Source organism: Rhodococcus globerulus (genome assembly GCF_019334125.1).
Taxonomy (GTDB): domain Bacteria; phylum Actinomycetota; class Actinomycetes; order Mycobacteriales; family Mycobacteriaceae; genus Rhodococcus_F; species Rhodococcus_F globerula.
The window spans coordinates 2,075,791-2,098,156 of the sequence record NZ_CP079698.1; the positions used below are offsets into that span (position 1 = coordinate 2,075,791).

The 22,366-nt window shown below is 62.0% G+C and carries 14 protein-coding genes (1 of these 14 cut by a window edge); 2 read left to right on the top strand and 12 right to left on the bottom strand.

All coding sequences use genetic code 11. From position 1 onward, the window contains the following. The 8 genes from KYT97_RS09380 to KYT97_RS09415 form a co-directional block, all read right to left on the bottom strand. Window positions 1-6,959, bottom strand: the 5' portion of a protein-coding gene (locus tag KYT97_RS09380) for a non-ribosomal peptide synthase/polyketide synthase (protein WP_219112145.1). The gene continues 21,646 nt to the left of window position 1, outside the view; 6,959 of the gene's 28,605 nt are visible here — the first part of the coding sequence; the start codon lies at window positions 6,957-6,959; its stop codon lies beyond the left edge, outside the window. Window positions 6,960-7,454: 495 nt separating this feature from the next. Beyond that, on the bottom strand, window positions 7,455-8,105 hold the full coding sequence (locus KYT97_RS09385; RefSeq protein ID WP_033236939.1) for a 3-oxoacid CoA-transferase subunit B: 651 nt from the start codon (window positions 8,103-8,105) through the stop codon (window positions 7,455-7,457). Beyond that, entirely contained in the window at window positions 8,102-8,857 is a 756-nt protein-coding gene (locus tag KYT97_RS09390; protein ID WP_033236940.1) for a CoA transferase subunit A, read from the bottom strand. Before KYT97_RS09390 ends, KYT97_RS09385 begins: the two co-directional genes overlap by 4 nt. Before the next feature lie 12 nt (window positions 8,858-8,869). After that, window positions 8,870-9,688 (bottom strand): HpcH/HpaI aldolase/citrate lyase family protein, encoded by an 819-nt coding sequence (locus KYT97_RS09395; protein WP_033236941.1) that lies wholly within the window; start codon window positions 9,686-9,688, stop codon window positions 8,870-8,872. Further along, the gene (locus KYT97_RS09400; protein WP_033236966.1) at window positions 9,685-10,179 is read right to left on the bottom strand and encodes a MaoC family dehydratase; all 495 of its coding nucleotides are present in this window, start codon (window positions 10,177-10,179) and stop codon (window positions 9,685-9,687) included. Before KYT97_RS09400 ends, KYT97_RS09395 begins: the two co-directional genes overlap by 4 nt. Window positions 10,180-10,190: 11 nt before the next feature. Further along, window positions 10,191-11,354, bottom strand: a complete 1,164-nt coding sequence (locus KYT97_RS09405; protein ID WP_033236942.1) for an acyl-CoA dehydrogenase family protein — start codon at window positions 11,352-11,354, stop codon at window positions 10,191-10,193. After that, window positions 11,354-13,393: an acetyl-CoA carboxylase biotin carboxylase subunit gene (locus KYT97_RS09410; protein WP_033236943.1), complete on the bottom strand. Its 2,040-nt coding sequence runs from the start codon at window positions 13,391-13,393 to the stop codon at window positions 11,354-11,356. The genes KYT97_RS09405 and KYT97_RS09410 overlap by 1 nt, the downstream gene beginning before the upstream one ends. 5 nt (window positions 13,394-13,398) lie before the next feature. Then, window positions 13,399-14,988 (bottom strand): carboxyl transferase domain-containing protein, encoded by a 1,590-nt coding sequence (locus KYT97_RS09415; protein ID WP_219112146.1) that lies wholly within the window; start codon window positions 14,986-14,988, stop codon window positions 13,399-13,401. A 98-nt stretch (window positions 14,989-15,086) separates the two neighbouring features. On the opposite strand from KYT97_RS09415, the gene KYT97_RS09420 reads away from it, so the two are divergent. Beyond that, window positions 15,087-15,686: an SACE_7040 family transcriptional regulator gene (locus KYT97_RS09420; protein ID WP_033236945.1), complete on the top strand. Its 600-nt coding sequence runs from the start codon at window positions 15,087-15,089 to the stop codon at window positions 15,684-15,686. Window positions 15,687-15,753: 67 nt separating this feature from the next. Next, the gene (locus KYT97_RS09425) at window positions 15,754-16,482 is read left to right on the top strand and encodes a GTP pyrophosphokinase (RefSeq protein WP_045071233.1); all 729 of its coding nucleotides are present in this window, start codon (window positions 15,754-15,756) and stop codon (window positions 16,480-16,482) included. Window positions 16,483-16,565: 83 nt separating this feature from the next. Here KYT97_RS09425 and KYT97_RS09430 read toward each other — a convergent pair whose 3' ends face one another. From KYT97_RS09430 to KYT97_RS09445, 4 genes are all read right to left on the bottom strand, one after another. After that, on the bottom strand, window positions 16,566-16,826 hold the full coding sequence (locus KYT97_RS09430; protein ID WP_033236946.1) for a GlsB/YeaQ/YmgE family stress response membrane protein: 261 nt from the start codon (window positions 16,824-16,826) through the stop codon (window positions 16,566-16,568). Window positions 16,827-17,186: 360 nt separating this feature from the next. Next, a complete protein-coding gene (locus KYT97_RS09435) occupies window positions 17,187-18,551 on the bottom strand; it encodes an outer membrane protein assembly factor BamB family protein (protein ID WP_219112147.1) in 1,365 nt (454 codons plus the stop codon). Further along, window positions 18,548-19,978, bottom strand: a complete 1,431-nt coding sequence (locus tag KYT97_RS09440) for a hypothetical protein (RefSeq protein WP_219112148.1) — start codon at window positions 19,976-19,978, stop codon at window positions 18,548-18,550. The genes KYT97_RS09435 and KYT97_RS09440 overlap by 4 nt, the downstream gene beginning before the upstream one ends. A gap of 111 nt (window positions 19,979-20,089) precedes the next feature. After that, window positions 20,090-22,324, bottom strand: coding sequence for an MMPL family transporter (locus KYT97_RS09445; RefSeq protein ID WP_045070865.1), 2,235 nt, complete (start codon window positions 22,322-22,324; stop codon window positions 20,090-20,092). Window positions 22,325-22,366: the final 42 nt, after the last annotated feature.

Below are 22,366 nucleotides of genomic sequence, written 5' to 3' on the forward strand. Positions count from 1 at the left end.
AGTGACGATGCGTCGTCTTCGGAACCCAGGACCGCACGCTGCCACAGCGCGTAGTCGGCGTACTGCACCGAAAGCGGTTGCCACTGAGGAACAATCCCGTCCTTGCGAGCCGAGTACGCAATCATCAGGTCGCGGCCCAGCGGCGCCATCGACCACCCGTCTGCGGCAATGTGGTGAACCATGATCGCCAGCACGTGCTCGGTGTCACTCAACGTCAACAGACGCACGCGGATCGGCACGTCAACGGTGATGTCGAGTGCTGTCGAACCGACTGCGGCAATGGCGTCGTCGAGTTCACCGGTGTCGACGGACACCACATCGAGACCCTGGAACACATTGTCGACGTCGAGAATCGACTGCACCGGACCGGATTCGGCATCCGGGTACACCGTGCGAAGAACCTCGTGCCGAGCCAGCACGTCCTCGAACGCTGCTTCCATCGCGGCGACGTCGAGATTTCCACTCAAGTGAAGCGCGAAGGTGATGTTGTACGCCGCAGACGCCGTGTCGTAGCGGTTGAGGAACCACATGCGCTGCTGGGCGAGCGACAACGGAATGCTGCTCGGACGCGGCTGCGCGACGAGTGCGGTGCGCCCACCGCTGCCCGCGTGTGTCTCCACCCGTGCGGCGAGTGCCTCGACGCTCGACACGTCGAACAATGTGCGGACCGGCACCGTGGTGTCGAGTGCAGCGCCCAAGCGCGAGGTGACCTGCGTGGCGACGAGCGAGTTGCCACCGAGAGCAAAGAAGTCGTCATCGAGTCCGACTCGTTCCACCCCGAGAACATCGGCAATGATCTGTGCGACGATTTCCTCGACCGGCGTTGTGGGCGCGCGGAATTCACGCACCTCGAACACCGGCTCCGGCAGCGCGTCCCGGTCGAGCTTTCCGACCGGAGTCAGCGGAACCTCGTCCAAGGCCATGATGACCGACGGAACCATGTAACTCGGCAGGGATTCACCGACAAAACCCGCGAGGCGTTCGGCGTCGAAACTCGCATCGCCTTCGAGTTGGACATAAGAGACCAGGGCCATGACTCCCGCGATGCCTTCACGGCCCAGAGTCACGGCGAAACGAACGTCCTCGTGTGCTGTCAGCGCGGCGTCGATCTCGCCGAGTTCGATGCGGAAACCACGCACCTTGACCTGGAAGTCGCTGCGGCCCATGTACTCCAGGACGCCCTGCTCACCCTCGCGAGAAGTGCCGGTCCACCGCACGACGTCGCCGGTGCGGTACATCCGGGAGCCGTCCGACGAGTACGGGTTGGCGACAAACCGCTCCGATGTCAGCGCGTAGCGATCGTGGTACCCACGGGCCAATGCCGCACCCGCAAAATAGAGTTCACCCCTGGTGCCGACCGGGACGGGGTGAAGTCGCTCATCGAGGACAAGCGCCGACATTCCCTCGACGGGGCGGCCGATGTCGATTGGCAGACCTGCCGTGAGGTGCCCGTACGACGAAATGATGGTGGTTTCGGTAGGACCGTAACCGTTGAAGTACTCGCGTCCCGGTGCCCACGTTGCCAGCAGTTCCGGTGTGGTCACGTCGCCGCCGACAGAGACTACGGCCAACTCCGGCAGCTCGGCTGCGTCCATCGTGCCGAGCACTGCGGGCGTGATGATCGCGTGGGTGACATGCTCGTCGCGCAACAGTGTGGTCAGTTCGGGGCCACCGATGATCGCCGGTGGAACGATGACAAGGGTGGCGCCGGCGGAGAATGCCACCATCCATTCGAGAACCGACGGATCGAAACTCGGTGAACAGATGTGCAGGAACCGGGACTCCTCGTCGACCCCGTACCGACGCTGCGCGGCATCACGAACACCACGGAGCCCGCCGTGGGTAACGCTGACACCCTTGGGCTTTCCGGTAGAACCGGAGGTGTAGATCAGGTACGCAACATGTTCGTCGCGCAGCGGCGTGGTTCGTTCGGAATCGACGACCGTGGCACCCGATTGGGCGTCGACGAGGTTCACGGTGGACGGATCGTCCAGTGCCCACCATTCGGTGGCGGCAGGCAGCTGTCCCAGGAACTCCGATGACGTCAAACCGATTCGTGCCGCGGAATCCGACAGCATGTGGCGAACACGGTCGTCCGGGTAGTTCGGATCTACCGGAACGTAGGCGGCGCCGGTCTTTGCCACTGCCCACACCGCGCGAACCATGTCATAAGACCGTGGAAATGCCAGCGCAACAGTGGTTTCCGGACCGATATCACGTGCAATGAGCGCCCGGGCCAACCGTGACGACTGCTCGTCGAGCTCACGGTAGGTAACCGAACGTCCCTCGAATCGCACTGCGACCGATTCCGGATCAGCCGTACCTGCAGTGAGGATGTCGGCCAGGCTCGCTCGCGGCATCGCGTCGTCGGACGCGACATAAGTGAGGTCGACGAATTCAGTCGGCGAGAGCAGTTCGAGATCTCCGACCGTGGTCGCCGGCCGAGCCGTGACCGCGTCGAGAATCCGGACGAAGCGAGTGGCGAACGTAGCTACGGTCGATGCATCGAACAGATCCGTGGCATAGGTGAAGGTAGCGTCCAGGACATCTGAATCATCGCTTCCTTCAGGATTTTCCGACACCATCAGCTCGAGATCGAACTTGGCGACCGGAACTTCCAGTTCGGTGGCGACCGCAGTGATCCCCGAGAACTGCAACTGGCGACGTCCACTGATCTCGGCGGTCAACGCGACCTGGAACAACGGATGACGCGACTGGGACCGCGCCGGATTCAGGACCTCGACAAGACGCTCGAACGGCACGTCCGCGTGTCCGTAGGCGCTCAGTCCCGACTCGCGCACCCGGGCAAGCAAGTCTTCGAACGTTTCGCCTGCGTCTACCTCGGTCCGCAACACCAAGGTATTCACGAACATACCGATGACATCGCTCAGCGCTTCGTCGCTTCGACCGCCGACAGGAGCGCCGACGGCAATATCCGAGGTACCGCTGAGTCGGCTGAGCAGCGCCGCATACGCCGTTTGCAGGACCATGAAGAGCGACGCGTTCTTCGAACGTGCCAACGCGTTCAATTTGCGCGTCGTGCGCTCACTGATGTGGAAGTGGTGCTTGGCACCGCGATTGGAGGCAACGGCCGGGCGGGGGCGGTCGGTCGGCAGATCCAGCTGGTCGGGAAGCCCAGCGAGTGACTCACGCCAGAAGGCGATCTGACGTGCAGACTCCGACGAAGGATCATCTTCGGATCCCAGGGCGGCGCGTTGCCAGAGCGCATAATCCGCGTACTGCACGGGCAGCGGCGTCCAGGCCGGTGCGGTGTGCTCGCTACGTGCGGAGTACGCGACCAGGAGATCACGGGCCAGCGGACGGAACGACAAGCCGTCTGCTGCGATGTGGTGCAGCACCATGACAAGGACAAAATCGGTGGCTGTGACCTCGAACAACGTGACGCGCAACGGGATCTCGGTTGCCACGTCGAATCCGCGTCCGGCGATCTCGACAGCGGCGGCCTGCACCTCACGCTTGGAGATTCGCCGCGGAGTGAGATCGATGGACACCTGGTCGATCGGCAGAATCACCTGCTGCGCGGTGCCGTCGGTGTCGGGATAGAGCGTGCGGAGCGACTCGTGCCGCTCGAGAAGATCCATCACCGAGGCGTGCAAGGTCGCGGGATCGACAGCGCCGGTCAATCGCACCGTGAACGGAAGGTTGTAAACCGGCGTCGACGGGTCGAGCTTGTTGAGGAACCACATTCGCTGCTGCGCCAAGGACACCGGAATGACGTCGGGACGCGGCTTTGCGACGAGTGGCGCCAGCGGCCGAACATTTCCCGCCAGCAATTCGGCCCGCGCGGCAAGCGTCGCCACTGTGGTCGATTCGAAGAGCTCGCGCACACCGAGTTGGACACCCATCGCGGAGCCCACTCTGGTGACCACTTGTGTTGCCACCAAGGAGTTTCCACCGAGCTCGAAGAAATCGTCGTCGAGACCCACTTGCTCCACACCGAGGACGTCGGCAAAGACGTCGGCGACAACTCGCTCGGTATCGGTGCGCGGTTCCCGGTACTGCTTGGCGCTGGCGAAGACAGGTTCCGGGAGCGCTGCGCGATCAAGCTTGCCACTCGTGTTGAGCGGCAACGCTTCCAAGACCATCAGTGCAGCCGGAACCATGTACGAAGGCAGGCTTCGACCCGCAAATTCGCTCAAAGCAGCCGAATCAACGGAACGGCCAGGACCCGGCACGATGTAGCCGACCAACTGGTCGCCGGTCGGTGTCTGCACCACCAACACGACGGCCTGCGAGACGTCGGGATGCGCGAGCAGCACGGTCTCGATCTCGCCGAGCTCGATGCGCTGGCCGCGGAACTTCACCTGGAAGTCGGTGCGTCCGATGTAGTCGAGGTTTCCGTCGTCACGTCGACGCACGAGGTCGCCGGTTCGGTACATCCGTTCCCCGGCGGGACCGTAGGGGTTTGCCACAAAACGATCGGAGCTGAGGTCAGGTCGACCGACGTATCCGCGGGCCAACTGCACTCCGGCGAGGTACAGCTCGCCCGGCTGGCCGATCGGCGTTGCGCGGAGGTGCGAATCGAGCACGTAGGCCTGAGTATTCCACTGCGGCAAGCCGATCGGGACCGACGTAGTGTCGGACCTGCGCGCCTCGTAGTAGGTTACCGAGACCGCAGCTTCGGTGGGGCCGTACAGGTTGTGCAGATCCGCGCTGCACAGTTCACGGAAGGCCGTAGCCGTCTCGGGCGGCAATGCCTCACCGATGACAAAGACGTGGCGCAGTGAATCACATGACCCGGCAGGGGCATTCGCGGTGAACAAGGTGAGCATCGACGGGACGAAGTCCGTGACGGTGACACGATGCTCGGCAATCTTGGCAGCCACGTACATCGGGTCACGATGGCCGTCGGGGGTCGCGACCACGAGGGTCGCACCGACCCGCAATGGCATGAAGAATCCCCACAGAGACACGTCGAACGTAGTAGCTGTCTTCTGCAGGTATACGTCCGATGCGCCGAGGTGGTACTCGGAGTTCATCCACTGGAGCTGGTTGTTGATCGCCGCATGTGTGACCGCAACGCCCTTCGGGCGACCGGTCGAACCCGACGTGTAGATGACATAGGCCGTATTCGAATACCGCAGGGGCGACACCCGATCCGAATCCGTGACTGGACTGGTGTCGAGTTCCGCGTCGTCGAGTTGGTCGATTTCGAGAACTCGGGTTCCGAGCGGCAGGTCCACCTGATCCCGAGCGGTGGTCAGAACACACACCGGCCGTGCGGAATCGAGGATGTACGCCGTTCGATCTGCCGGATGGTCTGGATCGACCGGCACCCAAGCGCCGCCGGCCTTTGCAATCGCATACAGTCCGACCATGAGGTCGAGGGAACGCCGAATAGCCAATCCCACAAGGGATTCCGGACCAACACCCATGTCGATGAGCTTGCGAGCGAGGCCGTTGACCTTCGCGTCGAACTCCGCGTAGGTGAGTGAGCTCCCCTCGAAGATCAGCGCGGTGGCGTCCGGGGTTCGATCGACCTGACGCTCGAACGGCTCGGTGATGGACTGCGAAAGTACGTGGTACCCGGTGCGATTCCAGAGCGCGACTTTCTTGCGCTCCTCTTCGGACGCAATGGGCAGGTCCCACACTCGGCGAGATGTTTCGGCGGAGATGAACTTTTCGAGGAACTCGACAAAGCGCGAGTGGTTACGCTCGGCGACCGACGCCGAATAGAGGTTGGGATTCGACTCGAAGTCGATGTGCGTCCGGGTGTCGCCGACGCTCTGGTACAGGTTGACACCGAGGTCTTCGATCAAACCCGTTGACAGGATGTGTAATTCACCGACCAGTGGCCCGAAGGCAAGTTCGGTGGAGAACATCATGATGTTGATCCACGGGCCGAAGAATCCGCCCTGACCTGGTCCGTCACCGTCGCGGACCATGTCTTCGTGCCGGTATCGCTGATGGCGCAGGGCGCCCGACATCTCACTGCCAACAGCGTCGAGAAGTTCCTGGACGGTTGTCGTCGAGGTGATCCTCAAGCGCAATGGCACCACGTTGGACACCATTCCGCCGGATCGGCGGAGCACTGCCGTGGTGCGGCCCGAGACGGGCAGCGACAGCGACACGTCCTCGCTTCCGGTCATCTGGGCCAGGTACGCGGCAAACGCTGCGACCACCGTGCCGGCGACCGTCGTCTTCTCGACGCGTTCGAGGAATCGCGCGAGCAACGCTTCCACATGGTTGGACAGCGCCGCACTGTTGATGCGGCTGACCGGCGTCGGCGGGGCGCTGCGACCGGCCAGGCTCGAAATCTCGTCGAGGTCGGCGATCTTCTCGGCCCAGAAAGTGCGGTCGGTGTCGAACCGATGGGAATTGCGGTAGGTGTTGTCGACCTCGTACACGTCGCGCAGGTCGGATGCCTCGTTGGGCGTGGGCTCACGGCCTTCGACGCGGGCCGAGTACAACTCGGCGACTCGAGTGACAAATGTGGACGCGCCGAAACCGTCGAGGATCGTGTGATGGACCCGGGTGTACCAGTAGTAGCGGTCCTGTTCGAGGCGCAGGATGGTTGCCGAGATCAACCGGTCTTCGAGCATGTCCACGGGACGGCTTCGGTCTGCGCGCATCCACCGCATTGCCGCGTCGTGGGGGTCGGCCTCACTGCGGACGTCGACATAGCCGACCGAGTCGTCAAGGGTGTCGTCGATGATCTGGAAAGGCTGTGCATCGACTTCGATGATCCGAACGAAGGCCGAACCGATTTCGCGGCCGGCGTCGGCGCACGCCGCCCGGAGCACGTTCAGCTGCAACGCGCCACGAAGTTCGACGTACTGCGCGATGTTGACGGGGACGCTGGGATCGAGGTGCTGCGCGAACCACATACCGAGCTGTGCGGCCGAGAGTGGGAATGCGCCAGATCGCTGAACTTCTTCCGGCGAGCTGCCGACCTCCGACTTACCGCTCTCCAGTTTTCCGTTTCCCAGCGACTTCACGCCCACAGCCTCTCTTCCACACCATTACGCACACGCTGTGACGCACATCTCGCCGCCACAACTTGTACCGATCTCATCTACCCTCAATGAGCCAGAACGATCCATCATCTCCGATGGGCCGCAGGCATGACAAAGCCACACCCAGACATATCGAGTTTGAAGTGAAGGTTCGTTACAGCAACAAGCCACAATTCGCCCACCGCGAAGGCTCGTCTCAGGATCCGACAATCGCAGCGGACAACCCCCTCCCTCACTACCGTTCCGACGGGCACGATCGAAGCAGTTCCGCGCACGGGCCTATCGCGCGCGCGAATCCCCGCGTAACCGCCCGATAAATGTACAGGCTCGGCAATTCGCGAGGAATCGCGCTGTTCACGGGCCTTTTTATCCAGACAAATCGACCGCCGTCAGCCGGTTCGGACTTCGGTCGGGTCCTACTCACGAAGAAACGCGCCGACTATGCGCCGACGCGTTTCTCCGTACCTCACAACTCATTCACACGAGCGTAACGCCCGTCACATTCTGCAGATACTCAGCGCTGACGCCCGGTGCCAGCTCCACCAGCGCAATGCCCTCCGGTGTGACATCCAGCACGGCCAGATCGGTGATGATGCGATGTACCACACCTTGGCCCGTCAACGGCAAAGTGCACCGCTCGAGGATCTTCGGGTTTCCCTCCCGGTCGGTATGCTCCATCACCACGATCACGCGGCGAGCGCCGTGGACAAGATCCATCGCGCCGCCCATGCCCTTGACCATCTTGCCGGGCACCATCCAGTTGGCGAGATCACCGGTACTCGACACCTGCATGCCACCGAGAACGGCAGTATCGATGTGGCCGCCACGAATCATGCCGAAGGACAGTGCAGAGTCGAAGAACGCGGCGCCTGGATTGACGGTGACGGTTTCCTTGCCCGCGTTGATGAGGTCGGCGTCGACCTGATCCTCGGTCGGGTACGGCCCGGTGCCAAGGATGCCGTTCTCGCTGTGCAGTACGACCCTCACGCCCTCAGGAAGATAGCTCGGGATCAGTGTCGGCAGTCCGATTCCCAAATTGACGTATTCGCCCGGCCGCATCTCCGCAGCCGCACGTGCGGCCATCTCGTGGCGAGTCCAACCGACACGAGTTTCCTCCGAACTGGTCACTTGGTGCCTCCTGAGACGGTTCGCTTCTCGATCCTCTTGTCTTGCACACCCGTATGTACGACCCGCTGGACGAACACACCGGGAAGGTGAACGTGTGCCGGGTCGATTTCGCCGGGCTCGACCAGATGTTCCACCTGTGCGATGGTGATCCGACCAGCCATTGCGGCAAGAGGATTGAAGTTCATCGCGGTCTTGTTGAAGACGAGGTTGCCTTCGGTATCGCCGTAGTCGGCATGCACCAATGCAAAATCCGCGGTAATCGATTCTTCCAACACATAGCGGCGATCCCCGAAAACGGCGGTCGCCTTGGGCGGAGAAGCGACGGCAATGGATCCGTCGGAGTTGTAACGCCAGGGCAACCCGCCCTCTTCGATGGGCGTGCCCACGCCGGCCGGCGTGTAGAACGCCGGGATGCCGGCGCCGCCCGCACGCAGACGCTCTGCCAGAGTCCCCTGCGGCGTCAGCTCCACTTCGAGCTCACCCGAAAGGTACTGGCGTGCAAACTCTTTGTTCTCCCCCACGTACGACGCCGTCACCCGGGCAATGCGATGAGCACTCAGGAGAATTCCGAGACCGTAATCGTCGACACCACAGTTGTTGGAGAACACTTCCAGATCGGTGGCGGTACCCTCGGCGATAGCCGCGATCAAGGCGTCGGGAATTCCGCACAGTCCGAACCCACCGACGGCCAGAGTGGACCCGCTGGCGATGTCGGCAACCGCGTCGAGTGCCGAACTCACAACTTTGCTCATGCGTTGTTCTCCTTACTCGGGGAGGATACCGGCGCGATGCAGCAGTTTCTCGGCGTGACGCAGAACGGGCGCGTCCACCATCTTGCCTTCGAAGGCAAACACACCACGTTCATGGGCCACTGCCGCAAGAACCCTTTGTGCCCAGTCGATTTCCGACTCCGACGGCGCGAACGCTGCGCGGATGACATCAACCTGGCTGGGGTGAATCGCAACCTTGACGTCGAACCCGACGGCAACGGCGTCGGCGGATTCGACGCCAAGTCCGACCAGGTCCTTGATGTCGAGGTACACGGAATCGACAGCCAGTCGGCCGTAGCTCTTCGCTGCCAGCAAGGTATTCGAGCGAACGTGCCTCGCAACGTCGCGGTACGAACCGTCCTGATGACGACTGGCATTGCCTCCGAGACCGGCGATCAGGTCCTCAGCGCCCCACATCACGCCGATGGTGTTGGCCGCCAGAGCGATTTCCTGCACGGCCAGTGCGCCGAGCGGCGACTCGACCAACGCAACGACCTCGGCGGGGGCCAGCGAGAGAACGTCGTCGGCCGATTCGCACTTGGAGAGCATCAAACGCGTGTAATGCGTGCCGTCGAGGGCAAGCAGGTCGAGTTCGTGCTCGCGAGTGCCGACGGGATTGACGCGCACCACCGTGCGTTCCGGGTCGAGCGGTGTGTCGATCAGCGCGGTGCGCGCTGCCTCCTTGTCGTCAGCGGCAACGCCGTCCTCGAGGTCGAGAATGACAACGTCGGCTGCCGCCGCAGCTTTTGCATAGCGCTCCGGGCGATCTGCCGGGCAGAACAACCACGCCGGCCCCGGCGGAATCCACGTCACGACGATTCTCCTTGCGGCCTCAACTGCACCAACGTTTTACGAGTTGCCACGGCCACGACGTCGCCGTGCTGATTACGACCGGTGTGGACCAACGTCACGATGCCTTCACCCGGGCGGCTCTTCGATTCACGCTTGTCGGCGATCAACGTCTCCGCATACAGGGTATCGCCGTGGAAGAGCGGCTTCGGGAAACTGATGTCCGAGAACCCGAGATTTGCCACGATGGTTCCCTGCGTCAATTGTGCAACCGAAAGTCCCACGATCGTCGACAGCGTGAACATCGAATTGACCAGGCGCACACCGAACTGTGTGTCCTCGCTGTACGCGGCGTCGAGATGCAGTGCCTGCGTGTTCATTGTCAACGTCGTGAACAGTACGTTGTCGGCCTCGGTGACCGTGCGGCCTGGGCGGTGTTCGTAGATTGCGCCAAGTTCGAACTCCTCGAACCAGAGTCCGCGCTGAGTGATCTTCTTGGTCTCTGCGTTGTTCATCTGAGAGTTCGTCACAACCCCGCCTCACGTGCGATGAGCATCAACTGCACCTCGGTAGTGCCTTCGCCGATCTCCAGAATCTTACTGTCACGGTAGTGCCGCGCGACTGCGTATTCGTTCATGAATCCGTATCCGCCGTGGATCTGGGTGGCGTCGCGGGCGTTGTCCATGGCAGCTTCGGAGGAGATGAGCTTGGCGATGGATGCCTGCTTCTTGAACGGCTTGCCGGACAGCATCAGTGCGGCCGCGTCGTAGTACGCGGTGCGGGCCACGTGGGCGCGAGCTTCCATGCGCGCGATCTTGAACGCGATGGCCTGGTTCTGACCGATGGGGCGTCCGAATGCCTCGCGTTCCTTCGCGTACTTGATCGACTCGTCGACGCAACCCTGGGCGGCACCGACGCTCAACGCCGAAATGGCGATGCGACCTTCGTCGAGAATGCGCAGGAAGTTCGCGTAGCCGCGGCCACGCTCACCGAGCAGGTTCTCTTCGGGGACACGGACATCCGCGAACGTGAGCGGGTGGGTGTCGGAGGCATTCCAGCCGACCTTGTTGTAAGCAGGCTCAGCCGTGAATCCCGGCGTCGTGGTCGGCACGAGAATCGTCGAGATTTCCTTCTTGCCGCCGTCCTTGACACCCGTAACCGCGGTGACCGTCACGAGCTTCGTGATGTCGGTGCCCGAGTTGGTGATGAACTGCTTGTTGCCGTTGATGATCCACTCGCCGCTGTCGAACTTGGCGGTGGTCTTGGTTCCACCGGCGTCGCTACCGGCGCCAGGCTCGGTCAATCCGAAGGCGGCAAGCGACTTTCCGCTGGTGAGCTGCGGCAGCCACTCTTCCTTCTGCGCGTCGTTGCCAAATCGGTAGATCGGCATGGCGCCGAGGGACACTCCGGCTTCGAGAGTGATCGCAACACTCTGATCCACCTTGCCCAATTCCTCGAGCGCGAGGCACAGGGCAAAGTAGTCGCCGCCCATTCCGCCGTACTCCTCGGGGAACGGCAGACCGAACAGGCCCATCTCCGCCATCCCGGCAACAACCTCGTACGGGAAGGTGTGATTGGCGTCGTGCTCGGCGGCAACCGGCGCCACAACTGTCTTGGCGAAGTCCGCAACGGTCTTGGCCAACTGCTGGTACTCGTCCGGAAGCGCTCCGGTGGCAAGGTAATCGGACATCAGGCTTCTTCCTTCTGAGTCGTGTTCTCGGTGTCTTCTTCTGCAGTGTCTGCTTCGGCGGTGGGTACGACGCGGGCCAGAATCTGATCCACCATCACCTGATCGCCCTGACGGACAAGCACTTCCACGGTTCCGTCGATCGGCGAGGTCAGCGAGTGCTCCATCTTCATGGCCTCGACGACCACCAGTGACTGCCCCGCCGACACGGCTGCGCCGTTCTCGACGTTGACCGCGATCACCGCACCCGGCATCGGACTTGCGATTTCGGCATCACCGGCGTGCGCGTCGTCGCCTCGGACGCTGACCTCGGCAACTTCGCGGACATGCCAGGTTCCGCCGCCGGCCAGCCACAACCCACCCTCGGTCTCGGCCACGACAAACGTGCGCCGACGCCCGTCGATCACCACAGCCAGTTCCGATCCCGTCAAGCCGGCACTGAAAGCCTGCGGCTGCGATCCTTCGACCTCGACCTTTGCGTCTGTGGGAGTCCCGACTATCGACACATGCGCAATCCGGGTTCCGGCCGACAGGCGGATGCTGGTCGGAGCCGGAGTCCCCACGCGCCATCCGCTGGGAACGTCCCAAGGGTCTACCGATGCTGCAGTCGTCCACCGTGCCAGCCAGCGATAGGCCGCAGCGGCAATGAGGACCTCGTCCGTGGCGTCTGCCGCGACAAAGTCTTCAACCCGACGATCGAGGAGGCCGGTATCGAGGTTGCCCGCGATCACATCCGGATCGGCAAGGAGGAAGCGTGCAAATTCGATGTTGGTGACCACGCCGAGAACCGCGGTGTCGCCGAGCGCACGATCGAGCTTGCGCAAAGCACCGGCGCGGTCGGAAGCGTGTGCGATGACCTTGCTGAGCATCGGGTCGTAGTCGCTGCCGACGACGGTTCCCTCGAGCAGGCCCGAATCGACGCGTACGCCCGATCCCGACGGCTCGACGAGACCGACGACGCTGCCACCGGTCGGTAGGAATCCGCGTCCCGGATCTTCGGCGTACACGCGGGCTTCGATGGCGTGCCCGGTCAAGGTGATGTCGCTCTGCTCGAAAGCCAGCTTCTCCCCGGCCGCGACGCGTACCTGCCACTCGACCAGGTCGAGTCCGGTGACCATTTCGGTGACCGGGTGCTCGACCTGCAGTCGGGTGTTCATCTCCATGAAGAAGAACTCGTCCGGCTTGTCGGCCGAAACGATGAACTCGACGGTACCGGCACCGGTGTAGTCGACGCTGCGAGCGGTATTGCACGCTGCTGCGCCGATGCGGTCGCGCGTCACCTGATCCAGCAGGGGTGACGGCGCCTCTTCGATGACCTTCTGGTGACGTCGCTGCAGGCTGCACTCACGCTCACCGAGGTGAACGACGTTGCCGTGCTGATCGGCGAGAACCTGGACCTCGATGTGCCGGGGCCGCAGGACAAATCGTTCGAGGAACAGCGTGTCGTCACCGAACGACGACGCGGCCTCGCGGCGAGCGCTGCGCAGCGCTTCCGCCAGATTGGCCGGATCTTCGACCAACCGCATACCCTTACCGCCGCCGCCTGCCGAAGGCTTGACGAGTACCGGGTAACCGATGTCCTCAGCTGCCGCGATCAGTTCTTCGTCGGTCAGATTCGGGCGAGCGATACCCGGAACCACCGGGACGTCGAATGCCGCCACCGCGTTCTTTGCGGTGATCTTGTCGCCCATCACCTCGATGGCACGCTCGTTTGGCCCGAGGAACGCGATCCCGGCCGCGGCACAGGCTGCCGAGAAAGCCGAATTCTCCGACAGAAAGCCGTAACCCGGGTGAATACCCTGGGCACCGGTGGCCTTGGCGGCGTCGATCACCTTGTCGATGACGAGGTAGCTCTCGCGCGCCGGTGCAGGACCGATGTTGACGGCAGTATCGGCTTCTCGGACGTGGCGCGCATTGGCGTCGGCGTCGCTGTAGATGGCAACGCTGCGAATTCCCAACTCGCGCAACGTGCGAATCACACGAACAGCGATCTCACCACGGTTGGCAACGAGGACGGTATCTATGGTGCGAAGCTCAGTCATCTCTCTCACATCCTGAAGACGCCGTAGGAGACCGGCTCGATCGGCGCGTTTGCACACACCGAGAGAGCCAGGCCGAGAACAGTTCTGGTATCTGCCGGGTCGATCACGCCGTCGTCCCAGAGTCGAGCAGTGGAGTAGTACGGATTGCCCTGCGCCTCGTACTGCTCACGGATCGGCGCCTTGAACGCTTCTTCGTCGTCAGCCGACCACGGGTTACCAGCGCTGTCGAGCTGTTCGCTGCGAACTGTCGAGAGCACCGACGCGGCCTGCTCGCCGCCCATGACCGAGATGCGCGCGTTGGGCCACATCCACAGGAAGCGAGGCGAATACGCGCGTCCACACATGGAGTAGTTGCCCGCGCCGTACGAACCGCCGATGACCACCGTCAGCTTAGGAACCCGTGCACACGCGACGGCCGTGACCATCTTGGCTCCGTGCTTGGCGATGCCGCCGGCCTCGTAATCGCGTCCCACCATGAAGCCGGCGATGTTCTGCAGGAACAACAGCGGAACACTGCGCTTGTCGCACAGTTCGATGAAATGTGCACCCTTCATGGCGGATTCGCCGAAGAGCACGCCGTTGTTGGCGATGATGCCGACCGGATGGCCTTCGATGTGGGCGAAACCGGTCACGAGCGTCTTGCCGTATTCAGCCTTGAACTCCTGGAACGCGCCACCGTCAACGAGCTTGGTGATCACCTCGTGAACGTCGTACGGCGTACGGGGATCGGTCGGGACGACGTCGTAGAGTTCGCTCTGGTCGGCGACGGGCGGAACTGTCGAGATCACGTCCCAGGGGCGCTCGGAGCGGGGGCCAAGTGTGGCAATGATGTTGCGCACGATCCGAAGTGCGTCGCGGTCGTCCTCGGCAAGATGGTCGGTGACGCCCGAAACCTTGGAGTGCAGGTCGCCGCCGCCAAGCTCCTCGGCTGTCACGATCTCGCCGGTCGCAGCCTTCACCAGCGGCGGTCCGCCGAGGAAGATGGTGCCCTGATTACGAACGATGACGGCCTCGTCGCTCATTGCCGGTACGTAGGCGCCGCCGGCGGTGCACGAACCGAGAACTGCAGCGATCTGGGGAATCCCCTTGGCGCTCATGGTTGCCTGGTTGAAGAAGATCCGGCCGAAGTGCTCACGGTCCGGAAAGACTTCGTCCTGACGCGGCAGGAAGGCGCCGCCGGAGTCGACCAGGTAGATGCAGGGAAGGTTGTTCTGCAACGCCACTTCCTGCGCACGCAGATGCTTCTTCACCGTCATCGGGTAGTACGTGCCACCCTTGACCGTTGCGTCGTTGGCGACGATGACACATTCGCGCCCCGACACCCGGCCGATTCCTGTAATCACGCCGGCACCGGGGCACTCGTCGTCGTACAGGCCGTTTGCGGCCAGCGGGGACAACTCCAGGAAGGGACTGCCCGGATCGAGCAGTGAATCCACCCGATCCCGAGGAAGCAGTTTTCCTCGACTGACGTGCCGATCCCTCGATTTCTGGTTGCCGCCGAGGGCGGCTTGAGCCAGTTTCTTCTTCAGTTCTTCCACCAGAACGGTGTGATCGGATCGGTATCCCGACCCTTGCGTGATTCCACTGGGAGTCATCCCGCCGCCTTCGCCATGAGTTAATGCTCGATAACTGAAACTAGATTAACTATGATTAACTGAGTTGTCCAGGTCACACGCGAAGAAAGATCAAAAGAATGCCCTCTGAGCAGGTAACGGCTCCGACCCGGCGCGATCAGATGAAGGCGGATCGCAGACGTCAACTCCTCGGCGCCGCCGCACGCCTGATCGCCGAACGTGGATTCGTGAGCGTTCGACTCGAAGATCTCGGCGCCGCCGCCGGAATCAGCGGACCTGCCGTCTACCGGCACTTCCCCAACAAGGATGCCGTCCTGGTCGAACTACTCGTCGGGATCAGCACCCGGTTGTACGAGGGCGGTTCGGCCGCAACCGAGACAGCCGACTCCCCGACGTCAGCGCTCGACGCCCTCGTAGAGTTCCATCTCGACTTCGCACTCGGTGAACCGGACCTGATCCGCATCCAGGATCGCGACCTCGAAAGCCTGCCGGCCGACGCGCGACGGCAAGTCCGCCAGACGCAGCGCAAATACGTGGAACTGTGGGTCGGAGTCCTCGAACAGCTCGATCCGACGCTCGACGAAGCGGACGCGCGAATCAAGGCCCACGCCACATTCGGCCTGATCAACTCAACTCCGCACAGCGCCAACCCGGCGTCGCCTGCCCGAACGCGCCGCGTCCTGCGCGCTATGACGCTCGCCGCACTACGCACACCCTGAACCGGACACTGCAAAATCAGTGGCAGACTGGTTGCACCAGCTAACAGATGAGGGTGCCGTGCCGAACGTGGAAGACAGTAGTGGAATCAGTCGAACAGATTTCGCCGAACTGCGAACCGAGTTCTCCCGATTCATGATGCTGTACCAATTCGGTATCGCCGAACTGATGACCAAGGTGAATATCCTCAAGGACGAGTTCACCCACATCAATCAGTACAGTCCGATCGAACACGTCGCATCTCGGGTGAAGACACCGGAGAGCATCATGCGCAAGGCCGAGCGACTCGGCATTCCGATCACCATCGAGGACATCTCGAAGAACATCTTCGACATCGCCGGCGTGCGCATTACCTGCAGCTTCATTTCCGACACCTATCGGATCGCCGAAATGCTCACCAGCCAGTCGGATCTGCGGGTGATCGAGCGCGAGGACTACATCGCGAACCCCAAGCCCAACGGCTACAAGAGTCTGCACCTCATAGTCGAAGTGCCCGTCTTCATGAGCGACCGCGTCTCTTACGTGCCGATCGAACTCCAGATCCGTACCATCGCAATGGATTTCTGGGCCAGTCTCGAGCACAAGATCTACTACAAGTACAACCGGGACGTGCCGGCCGAACTGCTCGACGAGCTCACCGAAGCCGCAGCCGCCGCACACCGTCTGGACGTCAAGATGGAGCGACTCAACGACGAGTTCGCCAAGATCAAAGCTCTCCCTCATCCCGACGACGAGAGCGTCGAACTCGAACTGCCGACTCAGTTTCTCAATGCCCTGCGTCTACAACGCGGGCTCTGATCACTGCCTAGACAGATTTCTGCCCAGGCAAAAGTGCGCCCTCCTCTATGGGGAGGGCGCACTTTTCAGACCAAGCGATATGCCTATTTCTTGCCCGTCACGGCGCTGTAGCCGAGGGACAGAACTGCAGCTGCCGCGATGCTGATGATCCAGCGAATCCAGTCGATTCCGCCGGTATCACCCTTGTCCGAGATGGCGCCCCACACCCAGTATCCGATCAATGCACCGGCGACACCGAGGACGATGGTGATGATCATCCCGTACTGCTGCTTACCTGGCAGCACCAGGCGCGCAAGGATTCCGATTACTGCACCGAAAATAATGGTTCCGATGATCTGTCCCATGACAGCCCCTCTCACATGTCGTGCATGCGTGCGGCCGAAAAATCTCCGCCCAGTCGAACAATAACCACAGTTACAGGTAACAGTCGCCTGTTGTCCAAATTATTGTCCGAGATGCAACCTGAAATACACGGCCGCCAGATGCGACCGACACACAGCACACTACACGTGGCGACTCATCAGCAATCCACATTGACGATGCCATGGAGCACTGAAGAAGTTCGATTTCCACCACGCCGGACACCTTGTAGTTATCTTGTCGCAATCAACCGTCACCGGTGTGAGCGCCGCCAGGAATTCCACCGCTCGAGGAGATTGATCCCTTCACCGGAAAGAGCATCCCGGCGCCGCAGGCCGGTGCACTTACGAGCGCTTCAACGCAGTGATGCGGTCCTCACTCGAGCGCAACAGCACCCGCTCTCCTCCCCACAACTCGCGCGGTTGCACCCAGGTGCCAACACCATCGTCTCCATCCGGTTCCACGCGAACCTCCCAGGTGCGCTGACCTGTTCGAGGATTCACTCCGTACACAATTCCTTCGTCTACGACGAGATCACCGTCCCACAGAATCTCGCCGGTACGTTCGGTACGGGTATCCCACAGGACCTCCCCGTTGGACAGATCAACGAACCGGATCGTACCGTCGGCGCTCGTCACAGCAACCACATCTCCGATCACCGCCAAGGATTGCGCAGAACCGAGCACCTCCTGGTTGGTCCACAGCTTCTCTCCGGTCTTTCTGTCGAAGCCGCTGTCCCCCAGAATGATCGGAGTCGAATCCCCGGCAGGTTGGTCACGGCTGTAACGCAAACTGAAATACGATCCCGATCCGGAAGACACGAAATCCGCCCTGGCAAATTCGTGCCCGTACTGATCAATTGCGTACGCTCTTGTCGCTTGCCCATCGTTCTGGCAATCACGTTCTAAAACCAAAGTGACACCGTCAGAGGATGTGTGCGTGGTCGAGCACGTGGTGTAGCCGTACAACCACCGTTGATCGCCGGTCTCCGGATCGAAACCCAGAGTCTCGTCGAGGGAAATCAGGCCCAGATCGCCGCGCACCGACATCACCGGCTCGACGTAACCGGATTCCCACGATCCGCCGACGTCGAATGCCTTGGACCAGTTGGCTTCCGGATCGTCGACGCTTCCACTGTGGACACGAACGTCGTTGCTCTCGATATCACCCTCGAGGGCCAGGACGTCATCGCCCGAGACAACCGCGATGATCGGTGACCACGGCGTGACAACGTCTCGACGCTCGCCGCTCTCGATGTCGAAAACCGAGTACGCGGAGGCAGTGACATACGGCCCGGAGTAGCACAGCAGCGAACCGTCCAGCAATGCCGGAGAACACCCGCCGATATCGACGGCCGACGCGCGCCAGCGCACCGAGCCGTCTTCGGCATCGAGCGCAACGAGTTCCGCGTCGTCGAGGGAGTAGGACTGCCGGTCCGGCATACCTGCCATTGTCACCACTATCGAGCCCGCGTCGATGAATCCGCCCATCTCCATGTTGAATTCGCTTCCGCCGAGCGGGCTGCGAAAGACCGCGAACTCCCGTCCGAGAACCTCGGCGGCGTCGACGGCCCACAGCGGCGCCCCGACGTCAACGGAATGGGCACGATTCCCGGCATCGATCACGGTGACCACTGCTGCGGTAACGGTGACTATCGCGGCAAGTGCCGCGATGCCCAGACGTGCCCGTGGAGAGAACCGCTCGGTCATCGAATCTCCAGCCCGTCGATCGTTGCGAGAAATTCCAATTGCTCGTATGTCATCGGCATGTTCGGCGACGCCGCCGACGAACGAACCGACACCCGCGTTCCATTGGGCTGTGTCAGCGTTACCGACCGACTCTGTTCACTCGTTGCCTCGCGAGTGCCTTCACCATTCCCCATCGGCATGACCGAGTAATGACGCTCGTCGCGCACGATCACAGCGCCGTCCTCGGCGGTCACCACCGATTTCGGATGCCCGTCGTACGAAGGGTCGTACTTGTTCGGCGCCTTGGGAAGTGGCTGCCCGCTGGTGATCGAAATAGTCAGATCCGACTCGTTGCCGCCCGATCGCGCTACAAGATCCTGACAGGCGGTCGTGGTGTCGCTCTCGGCCAGAACCAATCTCCCGAGCGCAGGTTCGAGAACTGGCATTCCGGGAGGTGCCGCACGCCAACCTGATTGGAGAGCTCTTCCCAGCTCGTCGACGGTGCCACGATCCAGCTTCCGCCCGGACGGGTCGAGTGTCGATCCTTGGCAACCGGGCTGGATAGGTGCCGTACCGGGTGGAACCGGCGCCGTAATGCGCAGTTGCGGAAGGCTGACCAAAGCGATCAGTTCTTCGACGGTCAACGGAACGACTCCACTGATCTCGACCCCGGGGCTACCGGCATAGACCGCGTCGGTCGCGCTCGCCTGGATGAATGTTTTATCCGCGCCGTACAGAAGCGCTGAACGCGACAGGGTGCGAACGCCGTTGGTTTCGCTCCACGTGTCCTGCGCGTCCACGACAGAACCGTCAGCGAGGGTGCGGCGCTCGACGAGCGAGCCGGCAATACACGGGGGAACCGGGCCCGTATGGGACGTCACCCGGATGTCGAGTGCTCCGGCCTTTCCGTCCCGTACCAGCGTCGCGGATGCCGTCGTATCCGCCATCTCCTCGAGTGAGAACCCCTCTGGCAGTTCGGACGATTCCGACGGAACGTGGAGGGGCCCGAAGTTCAACGATCGTTCCGGGCTTGCGAACTCGATCTCGGCGACAGCCGGCAGCGACCGCTGGACGGCTTCGGACATCACCGTTGCCTTGGGCGCGGAGAACCACGGGAACCGTGGATCGTCGTAGGTTTGTGCCCCGGTCGACCAGTACGAGATCGATGACAAGCCGTCGCCAGGCGACTCGACGCTGGTGCATCCCGGGATACTCGTCGGGTACACCACCGTTGGTGTTACGTAGGTGTACTCCGAATTCTCCTCGGCCTGCGTCTCCTCGGTCGACTGCGTCGTTCCGACGGACGACGCAGTCAGTTCACCGGAGTCCGAACCGCTCCATCGATCGACTACTCCGGCAAAGACGATGCCGCCGGCCATCAACGAGACCACCGTGAACGCGACCGTCCACTTTTCGGTCCGATCGGAACCGGAATTCTTGTCGGCCACCAGCCCTCGCAGTTTCCTCAGGGCACGCCAGGCAGGCGTTGCCTCTCCCCGGACCTGTCGCGGCGGCACCGACTTTTGTTACCAACCGGATGGTTTCCATTGGAGAAGTCATTACACCCCGACAGGCACCGGATCTGCGTCTGGATCCTGTTCGATCGGGATGAGCCGGATCGCTTCGCCCTCGATATCGACGTTGGGCAGGATCTTGTCGAGCCAGGCCGGCAGCTTCCACGCCGAGTCTCCGAGAATCGACATGACCGCGGGAATCACGATCATGCGAATGATGAAGGCGTCGAAGAAGACTGCAGCAGCAAGTCCGAAGCCCATCATCTTGCTGGTGGTTTCCGACGACAACATGAACGCGCCGAACACCGAGATCATGATGATCGCCGCTGACGCGACCACTCGCGCACCGTGGGTGTACCCCGAGATGATGGCGTCCTTTGCCGACAACCCGTGCACGTATTCCTCGCGCATTCGAGTCACGAGGAATACCTGGTAATCCATTGCCAGACCGAAGACCACACCGATCATGAAGATCGGCAGGAAGGAGATGATCGGTTGGGTGTGCTGGATCAACCCGAATGCGCCCTCTTGGAAGATCGCCACCGTGGCACCGAACGTGGCGCAGATGGAGAACAGGAATCCGAGAGTTGCAGTCAGCGGAACCAGGATCGAACGGAAGACGACCATCATGATGATGAACGCCAGCCCGACGACCACAATCAGATACGGAATGAGGGCGGAACTGAGTTTCGACGACATGTCGGCAACAATCGCCGTCTGACCCGCGACGCCAAGTTCAGCGCCCTCGGCTTTCACCGTCGACCCGTATTCGCGGATCTGATCCATCAACTCGTGTGTTTCGGGACCGCTCGGCGATAGCTGCGGAGTTACGGCGATCAGGGCGGAGTTTGCCCCAACGGTTGGGTTGGCCGCGTCCGGGCCGTTGCCGGTCCACATCAGGAGATCCGGCGTGGCGACGTTGTCCAGACCCTTGATGTACGCAATCGTCTTGGCTGCGACGGGCGTGATGTCTGTCCCCTCGGGAGAGTCGAGCACAACGAACAACTTGCCGTTGACACCCTCGCCGAAACCTCGCTGCATCAGCGCGAGTGCCGGTTGCTCCTCGTCCTGAGTGAAGGAAAGCCCGAGCTCGAGTTTTGTCATCGGAATCGCGGCGATCACCAGCAGAACCAACGCAATGCCGGCGATAGGCCACGGGTACTTGGTGACCACCTTCGCCCACCGGTGCCCGTTCGATTCCATCGATTCGGGCTCGTCACCGTGACGCAGGCCGGGGATGCGCGGCGAGAAGGCAAAGCGGCCGAACACCCCGAGAACAGCCGGGATCAACGTGATCGCGCCCAACACCGCGATAATCACGGCGATCGCAGCCGAGATTCCCATCTGGGTGATCATCGGTACACCCACCACGGCCAGCGCTGCCAAGGCAACCACAACGGTCAGGCCGGCAAAAACGACGGACGAGCCGGCTGTGCCCACCGCACGACCGACTGCTGCCTCCCTACTACCACCCAGATTGAGTTCACTGCGGTACCGCGAGACGATGAACAGCGCGTAGTCGATCGAGACGGCAATGCCGATCATCGTCACGATGCCCGTGACACCCTCGTTGATGTCGAAGAATCCCGCCCCGAGCGTCACGGTCAGCGTTGCGAGTGCGATGCCGAGTATCGCGGTGAACAGCGGAATGAACGCCGCGATCAGTGCACCGAAGGCCACGATCATGACGATGAACGCCACCGCGAAGCCAAGCATCTCCGACAATCCGCCAGCAGTCTGGACCTGCATCAACGAACCGGTGCCCTCGACTTGCAAACCGCCGGTACGGAACTTGGCCATCAGATCGAGGAAAGCCGTCTTGTTGGCCTGCGTCTGATCCTCGATGCGGATCGACTGGTTGAGCTGGATCAACCCCACCTTGCCGTCGTCGCCCAGTACGGCACTGGCAAGCGCCGGTTCAGCCGCCGCGAGGGCGACCGGATTGACGATCGTTTCGGGATCAACGATGTCCGGGAGAGTCTTTGCCTGCGCGATCAATTGGTCGATCTGATCACTGTGCGCAGCAAGTCCGTCGTCGGCCGCGACAAGAATGCTGGTGGATGCCTTACTTTGTTGCTCTGCCGCAGCCGCAAAATTCTCGTTCATCAGCTCGGTGGCACGTTGGGAATCCGTGCCGGGAAGATTGAATTCTTTCGAGAACGTCGGGCTGGTAGCGCCGATCGCGCCGCCGACAATCGCGATGACAATCACCCACGTTGCCAACACAAGGTACTTGTGGCGGAATGCAAACTTCCCAAGCCTGTACAAATAGGTAGCCAACGTAAGCCTCTCTCGCCGTGGACTCTCGGTGCCACGTCATAC

Bases quoted from the DNA above. Each gene is read 5' to 3' on its own strand.
- KYT97_RS09390 (WP_033236940.1), bottom strand. From the start codon at position 8,857: ATGAGCAAAGTTGTGAGTTCGGCACTCGACGCGGTTGCCGACATCGCC.
- KYT97_RS09400 (WP_033236966.1), bottom strand. From the start codon at position 10,179: ATGAACAACGCAGAGACCAAGAAGATCACTCAGCGCGGACTCTGGTTC.
- KYT97_RS09405 (WP_033236942.1), bottom strand. From the start codon at position 11,354: ATGTCCGATTACCTTGCCACCGGAGCGCTTCCGGACGAGTACCAGCAG.
- KYT97_RS09410 (WP_033236943.1), bottom strand. From the start codon at position 13,393: ATGACTGAGCTTCGCACCATAGATACCGTCCTCGTTGCCAACCGTGGT.
- KYT97_RS09415 (WP_219112146.1), bottom strand. From the start codon at position 14,988: ATGACTCCCAGTGGAATCACGCAAGGGTCGGGATACCGATCCGATCAC.
- KYT97_RS09420 (WP_033236945.1), top strand. From the start codon at position 15,087: ATGCCCTCTGAGCAGGTAACGGCTCCGACCCGGCGCGATCAGATGAAG.
- KYT97_RS09430 (WP_033236946.1), bottom strand. From the start codon at position 16,826: ATGGGACAGATCATCGGAACCATTATTTTCGGTGCAGTAATCGGAATC.
- KYT97_RS09435 (WP_219112147.1), bottom strand. From the start codon at position 18,551: ATGACCGAGCGGTTCTCTCCACGGGCACGTCTGGGCATCGCGGCACTT.